Here is a 10,830-nt window from a genome sequence, read left to right as displayed (position 1 = left end):
TTGAGTAGTTTTTTCTCGATAGGCGGCGTTTTTAAAATGTAAAATGGGTTATTGGCAAAGTGCTCCGCTCAGCTTAACTTCTTTCTTCGCAAATTCAAGTTTTGCCCCGCTCGACACTTCAAATAGTTTCATTACTTCGGGAAGCGATTCCCTGTCAATGTTCAGACTGAAACGGCAGTTCATGGATTGGGGATCTATGCTGATGCGTGTATCAAACCACTTCTCCAGCTCAGGAATAATCACATGTAACGGTTCGTCTTCAAAAACCAGGTTACCGCGGTGCCAGGACTTGAATTCCGATGAAACCTGGCTTGCCTTGTTCATGGTCGACTGGTCCCGGTCAAAAAAGGCTATTTCGTTCGGACTTAATACCAACTCATCGCCCCCTTCATCCCCCTTCGAAATATCCTTGATCAGTACACGGCCACGAATCAAGGCGGTCTCAACGGTTTTACTTGACTGATAAGCCTTTACATTAAAAGCGGTCCCTAAAACCTTAATCTCGATGACTGAGGTTTTAACATAAAAAGGCTTGTCTTTATCATGGCTGACATCAAAGTAAGCTTCCCCGGACAGTGTCACGTTACGGGAATTCCAGCCATTGCGAAAGGTCACTGACGAATTGTTGTTCAGTGAAACACGGGAGCCGTCCGGTAAGATGACGGTGCGCTGCTGACCTTTTTCGGTTGCATAATGGTAGGTTTTGTACCTGCTGAGCAGCTGTTGTCCCAGGCCAAAAACAAGCAAAAATCCAACCAGGGAAGCCGCTAGACGCCAGGCCCTTCCGTTGCCAGCCAGGCGTTTTATCGTTGCTTTTGACTCACTATTGGCAACACTTTCACGAAGACGCCCCAAAATCCGCTCGCTGATTGCCGGGTCCAAATCCGCATTCAGCTGGTAAACCTCGTCCCATTCCGCATCCATCGATTCCTTTAGAAAGTACTGTCCCTCGGGCGTTTGCAGAAAGTTGAACAATTCCGCCTGCTCTTCCTTCGAACAGCGGTTTTCAACAAACTTCTTAAGAAGCGACTTTATATATATCTGGTTAGCCATAGATCATATCTGCTCTGTACGTAATACCGTCAATTGCCCATGTGGGCATGCTTAGCCTGAAAAAATAATTATAAAAACCATAAAAAAAATAGAACTTCCTCAGGTATACTGCCACGGGACGCTTTTTTACGCAAATGAGTAAAGTTCACACGATGCCCTACTCGATTTCCTGTCAGGGGAAACCACCGCCTGGGGATGCAATCGACCCGTATTTAAATAGGATTCAATGAGTTACATAAATTGAATAAAGCAGAGTATCAGCAGATCGGACGATAGCGGAACGATCCTGTGAAGGTATTTCCGGATAAAGCGGTTGGCCTTCAGTAAATGGTCCTTTACGGTCCCTTTCGAGATATTGAGAAGAGCCGCAATTTCCTCGCTTGTCATTTCATCAAACCGGTACATCCGGAAAATCCGCTGACGCTGCTCGGGCAACATCGAAATGATTTCCTCGGCATGTTTTTGATAATCGCGGTCATAGATACTATTTTCGGTATCATCTGTTCCCTCCGGACTGAAAAAAAGAATTTCGGACCTGATCTGCTCTTCGCGGGAAGCGCGGGCAAGGAGATTGAGGACGTGGTTTTTTGTGATCTTGATCAGGTACCCTTTGAAAGACAACTCCGTCCTGAGCCTCAGTCGGTTTTCCCATACTTTTAAGAATACATCGTGCACTACTTCCTCGGCCAGCGCAGGCGACTTGACAAATCGAAGTGAGAAATAATATAGATACCGATGGTATCTGTGGTAGACAATAGTAAAGGCCTCATCACTGCCGCTCCGTATGCGCTCCACCAAATAACCATCATCAAAAACCTCTGGCTCCATTTTGAAAGGACTATAAATACATTTTTTGAAAACTTAACGACGGAGTGAACTCCCTTAACCCGCGTAAAATGGTCAACTCATGCGGCAATAAGAGTAAACTTAGAAGAAGTTACTGTAAAAAATCAAGGAAACGGGGATTTTTTTTCACAGCCCCGAGGTACTCAAGCCGCTGACAATAAATTTGTTGCTCAGTGCAGGCGGCAAAGGTTTATCCTGATCCGACATCGCAACGCAATCAAACTAACGCAGTAATATATACGCCTTGATTTTTGTCACCGGTGGAACTTAAATTGGATCGGCCCTCTTTACGACCCGATCACGCATGCAAAAAGCTTCAGACCTATTATTTCTATATCAGCACATCCATGAAGACCCCGGCCGATGTATCACATAGCAATAAAGCAACTAAATTAGCAGCCCGGTCATTGAGACGGGCTCATTTAAATTTTAACCAGTAAAGATGATGTATAAAGCACCGACGGCGGTAAGTTCAATATTGCGGGGCCGTCAAAGGCGGGGTTTGCCGCCACGGTCACATTCTGCCAGTTAGAAACAATAAATTGCGCTGCGAGCGAATCCATTTTCACCTATCAGTAACTCCTATGTATCGACTTAAAAAGCTACTTGTCCCGGCATTCCTTACACTGCTCTTTCTCAATTCCTTCGCCCAAAATCAGCCCGACCTGAAACTTTGGTACAAGCAACCCGCTGATCAGTGGGTAGAAGCCCTACCAATTGGGAACGGGCACGTGGGCGCGATGGTTTTCGGGGGGATCGAACAAGAGCTACTACAACTCAATGAGAGCTCGCTCTGGTCTGGCGGGCCTGTAAAAACGAATGTTAACCCTGCGTCTGCGTCCTATCTTCCGCAAGTGAGGGAGGCGCTTCTGAAAGAAAGCGACTACCAGAAGGCGAATGAATTGCTGAAAAAAATGCAGGGGTTGTACACCGAATCGTATATGCCGATGGGTGATTTAAAGATTAGCCAGGATTTTAAGGGTGAAAAGCCCACCTATTATTACCGTGACCTGGACATTGCCAACGCAAAAGCGACCACACGGTTCACCATCGGCGGCGTGACTTACACCCGGGAAATCTTTGCCTCCGCACCCGACAATATCTTGATAATCAGGATCTCTTCTTCAGCGCCTAAGCATTTGAACCTGACTATCTCGGCAAACAGCCAGCTGCGCTATCAATTGGAAACCGGCTCCTCCAGAGAACTTGTGGTTAATGGAAAGGCTCCATCACATGTAAGCCCCAATTACTATAATCCGCCGGGCAAAGAGCCTGTCATTTACGAAGATCCGACCGGCTGCAACGGGACCCGTTTCCAGTTCAGAATAAAGGCTGAAAGTAAAGACGGCGCGATCTCGACGGATACTTCGGGTATTCATGTAAAGAACGCAAGTGAAGTGTTGGTTTATGTGTCCGCGGCGACGAGCTTTAACGGTTTCGATAAATGTCCGGACAGGGACGGCAAGGACGAGAAGCAACTGGCAAAGAACTATTTGGACAGGGCGCTCGCCAAAGGCTACGGCGTTTTGATGAAGCGGCACCTGGACGATTTCCATACTTATTTCAACCGGGTGAGCTTCGAGGTTACCGATAGCACGAAGAATAATCCGAATACAAAATTGCCGGCGGATGAACGTCTGATCGCTTATTCGAAAGGCGATTATGATCCCAAACTTGAAACCCTGTACTATCAATATGGGAGGTACCTGCTGATTTCGTCGTCCCGCGGGGCCATTCCAGGAGTTCCCGGCGGTCCGCCTGCCAATCTTCAAGGTATCTGGAATAAAGAAATGAGACCGCCCTGGAGTTCGAATTATACAATCAATATCAATACGCAGATGAATTACTGGCCTGTCGAGGTCGCCAATCTGTCGGAGATGCATACTCCGCTGCTTTCATGGATCAGGGACCTTTCGCAAACAGGGAAGGTCACGGCAAAAGAATTTTACGGCGCAAAAGGCTGGGTGGCACATCACAATTCGGATATATGGGGATTGTCGGACCCTGTCGGAAACGTGGGGGACGGTGATCCGGTCTGGGCAAACTGGTATATGGGCGGAAACTGGCTATGCCAGCATCTATGGGAACATTACCGCTTCTCGGGCGACAAAACTTTTCTGAAGGAGCAAGCATATCCAATCATGAAGGAGGCGGCTTTGTTCACCCTGGATTGGCTGGTTGAAGATCAAGATGGTTATCTGGTCACCGCTCCCTCTACGTCGCCGGAAAACAAATTCAAAGATCCGAAAGGCGGTGAAGCTGCCGTTTCTGTGGCTACCACCATGGACATCTCCATTGTATACGATCTTTTTTCCAACCTGATCGAAGCAGCCGATGTGCTGGGCAATGACCTGAGCTTTAAGACATTGCTCATTGAAAAACGAGCAAAACTTTACCCGCTGAAAATAGACAGCCGGGGCAGAATCCAGGAATGGTACAAGGATTTTGACGAGACGGATACCCTGCACCGGCACGTATCCCATCTGTTCGGGCTGCACCCGGGGCACCGTATTTCACAGGATACCCCGGATTATTTTCAGGCTGCCAGAAAGACGCTGGAAGTAAGGGGCGACGGTGGAACGGGATGGAGTAAGGGCTGGAAGATTAACTTCTGGGCGAGGCTGCTGGATGGCGATCATGCCTATACACTCATTCGCCAGCTCATGAAATACACCAATGAAGGGAAAGACGAGTTCAGGGGAGGCGGTACCTATCCCAACTTTTTCGATGCGCATCCGCCGTTTCAGATCGACGGTAATTTCGCAGGAACGGCAGGAATGTCGGAGATGCTGATTCAGAGCCATTTGAAAGAAATTCATCTTTTGCCTGCCCTGCCCTCTGCCTGGAAGGATGGCAGGGTGAAAGGATTGCGGGCACGTTCGGGATTCGAGGTGGATATCGACTGGAAAAGTGGTAAACTGGTCCACTCCCAGGTCAAATCGCTGAATGGCGAATGGTGCGTGATCAAAACAAATACTCCCCTAAAAGTAACAGGCGCTGTGGCTACGACGGAAAAAACAGGAGCTGACTACATCTACAAATTCAAAACCGAGAAAGGGAAAACGTACCAGCTCCAGGCTGTTTACTGATCGATATTGAAGCGGCAACGCTTTTGCTTTTGGGAAGAAACCTGCTGGATTATTTTGCGCTTAATGATAAAATGAAATAGGGTGTCTGGCGCGCCCTGTTTCATTTTCATAAGCGGAGGGCTCGGACTTAGTGTCTTTTCGTTAAATTTTAAGGATGGGAACAGGTATTAAATTGAGAATGGGGGGTAAATGAAATGATGATTTCTTTTACCCAGTACTTTTAAGTTCTCTCTATGGTACAAGTCCGCCTTCTTCTGGCCATTCTCCTGCTTTCCACCTCCGTCTCGGTTGCCCAGAACAGTAACTCCCCCGATCCTTGCCTGGACGTTAAAGGCAATGCATACATGGACCGGCAAACGCAGGCGTTTCTCACCCAAATCAATGCAACATTAAAGAAGTATCCGCCCAAACCGCTCCCTCAACCGGAAAGGCTGAGCAGCCTGATGCTGCTCGATGCCGTGCTGCACGACACACATGCTGCTTACCGGAAGCCAGTACAGGATTTCTTTCATGAAAGAATGGCCAGGACACTCCTGGAAATGGAGCATACCCGGGTGGAACAGGGAGCCGTGATATGGAAACTGTACAACATGGGTTTTATAATCCGCACCAAAACGGTAACGCTTGCCTTCGATCTCGTTGATGGCAAAAGTGCCCGCGCCGACTCATTTGCCCTTCCCGAAAATATGATCAGCCGGCTAATCGGGCAATGCGATGTGCTGTTTGTCAGCCACTATCACAGGGACCATGCCGATGAAGCGATTGCCAAACTTTTTATCGACAGCGGAAAGCCGGTGGTTGCCCCACCCCAAATCTGGTCGGGAAAGCCGATCCATCAAACGATCACCCACCTGAAAAGGCAAGCCGACACTTTGCAGGAACTGGTTCTCAAAAACGGTCAGAAACTGAAAATTGTACTCTATCCCGGTCACCAGATGCAGCGCACGGAAAACAATGTCCCTTTGGTATATACGCCCGAAGGCTTGTCTTTCTCACATATGGGTGACCAGATCAATGAGGGACCATTTATGATCGATTATGAATGGATTGATCAGGTGGCCAAAAATCACCACGTCGATGTGCTGATGCCGCCAAGCTGGACAAATGAAATATTCCGTATCGTAAAAGGCTTCGGGCCTGAGCTTGTTATACCAGGACATGAAAATGAATTAGGGCATCCGGTAGACGACAGGGTGCCTTTTTGGGGAGATTCCGAGTTCCTTCAGCTTACTTACCCTGAACTCAAAGCCTCACACTTTAAGATACTGAATATGACCTGGGGAGAGTCCTTTCACTACATTCGCCGGTAACCCGGCCTGGAAAGTTTCTTCGCCGATGAAAATCGCAATTCCATTGCTTCTTGCAACAGCTGAAAAATCAGAGGTTGAAGAGAATGATAAGCCAATATCCTTGACAAATCCTTGCTGACCAGGCTTAACTCTATTTCATTGATATGTAAATCCAGATGGTTAGCGATCATCTTGAAAACAATCTGGGTGACAAGTCCCTGCGTCCTGTCAATAACCGATCGGAACGCGGCCTTGTCACCACCTAACACACGCTCAACCAAATGCTGGTCCGTCAACCTGTCATTGTCGTTATATTCCATTTCCAGATTAGACAGGATGGTCAGCGGAAAGTTGCAAAAAAGAGTTCAACGCAATGGTAGTTTTACAGACGAAGCCGAGCCAAAAAGCTAAGCTCTTCCGATTGCAGGAAGCCTGGACAAGTTCAGAAAAAAAGAAAATGCTCCGCTGATGAAAAGGCCGGCATTACCGCGAAAGTTCAGCCTCCGTAAAACATTCTCCGCGCGAAGACCTGCCGAATCCTGTCAATTCATGATCGGGCACCCTCCGTATCATAGTCATCTTGCCGAAAACCGAGTGAATAAATCTCAATGCAAACGCTTCTGAAAAACCATCTGGCAAAAAAACATCCCGCCCCATTAAGATAAGGCGGGATGGAATTGCTGCGCAGCTTCCTCCGAAGGGAAATACCCGGTCATTTCAGCGGTCTATACAAAAGAGCGGCTGCACGTTTTGCGTGATTGCCATATCTGGATCATTGATCCGACAGTCATAAAAAACAGGGCCGCGTAGCTTAAAGTCTCTTTCAGCAACCAGACCTTGCCGGCAAAAAGCAGCCCTACCCCTAACAACAAAAGCATAAATGCTAGGTAGCTTCCTGTTCTGCGGGCTTTCAGGTAGGCCAGGATCAGGTTGATCGCCAGCAGCGAGAGCAATACCGGCAAAACCCAGGAGGCATAAGGCCGGAAGGAAAGCCCGAATATGCTGAACAGGTTCAGATAGGCAGCCAGGCACAAGCCGCATTTAGGCAAGAGCAAAATGCCTACCGCGGCAGCCATTTTGCTGGCTTCCTGCGTCCAGCCCAAAAGTTGTTTGACGGTATCTCCATGTCTATCCATCAGGTGATTCCTTCTAAGCGTTTTCAGTGACAGCAGGAAGACCCCGAGATTGCGTTCCCAGCTTTCTGGGGGACAGACGGCGGCACATCATTGGCGGGATTTTGCGTAAAAAACCCGTTTGGCTTCAATAAAAATCCAATGTAAGCTGTTGGCATCACCGGATAATCTTCCATTCTCGGGATATGGGTATGTCCCATGGTATACCAAACTACAATGTCCTGATCGGCGACTTTCCGGTCCTGTTCCGTCCATTTGATCAGCCCGTCACCGCCCGGATGCTGATTGGGATAATCGCCGGCAGCGAACATTTCAGACTCGGCAAATGGGGTGACCCACAAATGGTTTTGCACAAACCCTGCCCTTCTGTACCAGCTGGTTCGCTCAGTGGCAAAAGGGAAACAGTTATCCCCGGGCATCAGCTTGTAGCCAACCGGCTCACCCAGCGCATTTTTGGAATGCGGGTTCACAATTTTCCAGGTACGGGCAGTGGGAAGGTTTATTTTTCTTCTTGCGTTTTTCTCGGTATCCAGCAGAGTTGCTTTTGCATAAAATGCATTATCAAAAGGATTATCCGGTCCTTCCTCCTCCGGGACGACATCCAGCTCATATACCGAGTTGGCTTCTCCATCCAGATCAAAATCAAGTCGCATATTGAAAAAATGCTGATGATTGGGCGCGTATACCTGTGGGGCGACCAGCGTACCATATTTGGATTTCACACCCTCAGGCAAGGTACCCAGGGACAAAATACCCGTCAGCTTAATCTCAAACTGGATATTTCCATCCTGATAGAAATACCAGAAAAACCCGTATTCATAATTTTCAACGGTAGAGATCGATGATATAACCAACCTGCGCGAACGCCTTACCTCGGCTTTTCCATCACGGCGGTCGGTGTGCTTCCAGAGGATCCCATAGTCTTCTTCATGCATACATATCGCATTCCCGATCGTCACGATCTCGCCCCGGCTGTTGTTCATCACGGCGTCCAGGTAATGGATATATCCCAGGCAATCGCAGCCCAGCGTAAGGCTATTGGCACATTGTCCCATGCCATATTCACCGGTATCAAATGCATTTTTCCTCTTTTGCGTCGCCGTCGGGTCTCCGTAAGGGACCACCATTTCCGAAAGGGACGCACGGTAAAGAATTGGTCTTACTTTACCCTCATCCTGATAGGTAATGTTGTGCAAAACCAGGCCTTCCCTCGAATTGAAACCTATTACAAAATTCCATTTCTGCCACGCCACTTCGTATCCTTTCACCGTAAAGCTTGGCCCTTCAGGTTGTGAGATTTCCAGCGGTTTGATGTCTGTCCGGAACGTTTGCACACGGTCGGCGCGATAGTTCGCCGATTGCTGCGGAAGGGGCGTGTAGCCATAATCTTCGATGCGGATCAGTTTCATCAGCCGTAAGTCCACTACCGGACGCAAGCCTTCAATAGGCCGCGCATAACCATTATCGGTTTCGTCGCTTCTCACAAAACAAAGCGGACGTGCCAGCCGCAGGTTGCTTTCCTCTTCCGCACCGTAGTTACCCGCTGTCCAGATATCGATCATCACCAGGTCCGGATTAGCCACTCCGTGTTTTTTCAGAGCCTCCGCAAAAGCAGGATCATTTTTGATCACTTCTTCACATTCAATTTGCTCGTCCGCAGTCATCGTCGGCTGCACGCCGTGGATGGAGTCCCATTTGATGATCTGTTCTTCGTTGATCAGTGCAGTTACTTCGTGGGTGATGCCGGTGAGGCTGTCGTAAATGACAGCAAAAGCGGCCCGTGCAGGCGCTTCTCCACCATTGGTAAATCGGGCAAACTCTGCCTTAGAAGGTTCTTTGAGTACAATAGAAACAAACCGGGTGGTCTCGTAAGGGAAACCCTTTTCACGACGGACAAATGCAACGAACCGGCTGATTTCCTCAGCGGTGAGCGATTGCAGGGGATGCAGTACAGGAGTGATGGTTTTCATAAACTGAATAGATTTTACTTAAAGTTCAACAGGCTTCATCCTGGGAGTGATGAAATGGATCGTCAGCCAGGCGATCAGAAAGGATACACCGCATACGATGAATATGATATTGTAGCCGGCGATCAGGTTACCGGCTTCTTTGTAAAAATCAAGGGTATAGCCAATGAACAAGGGAAACAAAACCCCTCCGATGGCACCCGCCATCCCGCCAATGCCGATGACCGAACTAACCGCACTTTTGGGAAGCATATCTGAAACAATGGTGTAGATATTGGAACTCCAGCCCGCGTTGCCTGCAACCGCGAGGCCAATAAGCCCCACCGCAACCCACATGTCCGACACAAAGCGGGCCCCGATGATGGGCACTACGCAAAGGGCAGCAATCAGCAATGCGGCTTTTCTCGATTTGGAAACCGACCAGCCTTTTTTGATAAACCAGGATGATAACAAACCGCCGCCAATCGCGCCCACGGTAGCGGCCGAATACACAATAACCAGCGGTAGCCCTGGCTTTTTGAGGTCCAGACTAAAGGTAGTACTGAAATAAGAAGGCAGCCAGAACAGGAAAAAATACCAGATCGGGTCGGTAAGGAATTTCCCCATGATGAAAGACCATGTGGGTCTTAAGGTGAATAGCTTCGTCCACGGAATCTTTTCTGCCGCGGCGAGGTCCTCCTCAGGTTCATCGTCAATGCGGATGTAAGCAAGCTCTTCGGCAGAGAGTTTTACATTCCGATCGGGATGCTGGTAGATCAGCCGCCAGGCAGCCAGCCAGATAAAGCCGATTGCGCCGGTGATGATAAATGCGGCCTGCCAGCCGTAAACACCCAAAAGCCAGGGAACAAGTATGGGCGCAACGCAGGCGCCGATATTGGACCCTGAGTCGAAAATACCGGTAGCCAGCGCACGCTCCCGTTTTGGGAACCACTCGGTCACCGTTTTCACAGCCGCCGGAAAATTACCTGATTCACCTATCCCCAATGCTGCCCTGGCCATCCCAAAACCCAGTGAGCTGGTCACAAAAGCATGGCATACCGCCGCAATGCTCCATATCGTTACGGAAATCGTGTACCCTGTTTTTGCGCCTATCCGGTCAACCACCCGGCCGAAAACCACGAGACCTATGGCATAGGTTGCCGAAAAGGCCATCACGATGTAACCGTAGTCCTGTTCTGTCCAGCCATACTGCATTTCGAGTACCGGTTTTAGCAAACCCAATACCTGCCGGTCGAGATAATTGATTGTCGTGGCAAAGAACAACAGGGTACAGATCGCCCACCTGTAATTTCCGGTCGTGTTATTGATCATTTTTTGGGCTAAGGGTTATTGTGGATGCAAAAAACAAAATTCAATTAGGTATGCATATTGTCGCGGTGCGCTGCACCTTGAATGGTAAGGCTCTTTGAATGCTCGCTACAAATCTTCCGGCGCTTTGCGCCCTGTTGGTGAA

General features: G+C 48.8%; 8 protein-coding genes. 2 read left to right on the top strand and 6 right to left on the bottom strand.

The genetic code is table 11. The features are described from left to right. Positions 1–48: 48 nt before the first annotated feature. Both AC1XUF_RS00950 and AC1XUF_RS00945 read right to left on the bottom strand, forming a co-directional pair. Entirely contained in the window at positions 49–1,053 is a 1,005-nt protein-coding gene (locus AC1XUF_RS00950) for a FecR family protein (protein ID WP_483339687.1), read from the bottom strand. A 231-nt stretch (positions 1,054–1,284) separates the two neighbouring features. Then, positions 1,285–1,881: an RNA polymerase sigma factor gene (locus tag AC1XUF_RS00945; RefSeq protein WP_483339686.1), complete on the bottom strand. Its 597-nt coding sequence runs from the start codon at positions 1,879–1,881 to the stop codon at positions 1,285–1,287. 602 nt (positions 1,882–2,483) lie between these two features. On the opposite strand from AC1XUF_RS00945, the gene AC1XUF_RS00940 reads away from it, so the two are divergent. Both AC1XUF_RS00940 and AC1XUF_RS00935 read left to right on the top strand, forming a co-directional pair. After that, positions 2,484–4,988, top strand: coding sequence for a glycoside hydrolase family 95 protein (locus tag AC1XUF_RS00940; protein ID WP_483339685.1), 2,505 nt, complete (start codon positions 2,484–2,486; stop codon positions 4,986–4,988). A gap of 233 nt (positions 4,989–5,221) precedes the next feature. Continuing rightward, positions 5,222–6,298 (top strand): MBL fold metallo-hydrolase, encoded by a 1,077-nt coding sequence (locus AC1XUF_RS00935; protein WP_483339683.1) that lies wholly within the window; start codon positions 5,222–5,224, stop codon positions 6,296–6,298. Here AC1XUF_RS00935 and AC1XUF_RS00930 read toward each other — a convergent pair. From AC1XUF_RS00930 to AC1XUF_RS00915, 4 genes are all read right to left on the bottom strand, one after another. Next, a complete protein-coding gene (locus tag AC1XUF_RS00930) occupies positions 6,283–6,597 on the bottom strand; it encodes a hypothetical protein (protein ID WP_483339682.1) in 315 nt (104 codons plus the stop codon). The genes AC1XUF_RS00935 and AC1XUF_RS00930 overlap by 16 nt on opposite strands. A gap of 405 nt (positions 6,598–7,002) precedes the next feature. Next, on the bottom strand, positions 7,003–7,413 hold the full coding sequence (locus AC1XUF_RS00925; protein WP_483339681.1) for a hypothetical protein: 411 nt from the start codon (positions 7,411–7,413) through the stop codon (positions 7,003–7,005). 23 nt (positions 7,414–7,436) lie between these two features. Next, entirely contained in the window at positions 7,437–9,380 is a 1,944-nt protein-coding gene (locus AC1XUF_RS00920) for a primary-amine oxidase (RefSeq protein WP_483339680.1), read from the bottom strand. Between the two features lie 18 nt (positions 9,381–9,398). Beyond that, complete coding sequence (locus AC1XUF_RS00915; RefSeq protein WP_483339679.1) at positions 9,399–10,688, bottom strand: MFS transporter; 1,290 nt, start codon at positions 10,686–10,688, stop codon at positions 9,399–9,401. Positions 10,689–10,830: the final 142 nt, after the last annotated feature.

This window comes from Dyadobacter sp. HNCC25DJ185, assembly GCF_056895195.1.
This window is presented reverse-complemented; position numbering and strand designations above follow the sequence as displayed.

Coding starts and splice junctions, on each gene's coding strand:
- AC1XUF_RS00950 (WP_483339687.1), bottom strand. CDS start 1,053: ATGGCTAACCAGATATATATAAAGTCGCTTCTTAAGAAGTTTGTTGAA.
- AC1XUF_RS00945 (WP_483339686.1), bottom strand. CDS start 1,881: ATGGAGCCAGAGGTTTTTGATGATGGTTATTTGGTGGAGCGCATACGG.
- AC1XUF_RS00940 (WP_483339685.1), top strand. CDS start 2,484: ATGTATCGACTTAAAAAGCTACTTGTCCCGGCATTCCTTACACTGCTC.
- AC1XUF_RS00935 (WP_483339683.1), top strand. CDS start 5,222: ATGGTACAAGTCCGCCTTCTTCTGGCCATTCTCCTGCTTTCCACCTCC.
- AC1XUF_RS00930 (WP_483339682.1), bottom strand. CDS start 6,597: ATGGAATATAACGACAATGACAGGTTGACGGACCAGCATTTGGTTGAG.
- AC1XUF_RS00925 (WP_483339681.1), bottom strand. CDS start 7,413: ATGGATAGACATGGAGATACCGTCAAACAACTTTTGGGCTGGACGCAG.
- AC1XUF_RS00920 (WP_483339680.1), bottom strand. CDS start 9,380: ATGAAAACCATCACTCCTGTACTGCATCCCCTGCAATCGCTCACCGCT.
- AC1XUF_RS00915 (WP_483339679.1), bottom strand. CDS start 10,688: ATGATCAATAACACGACCGGAAATTACAGGTGGGCGATCTGTACCCTG.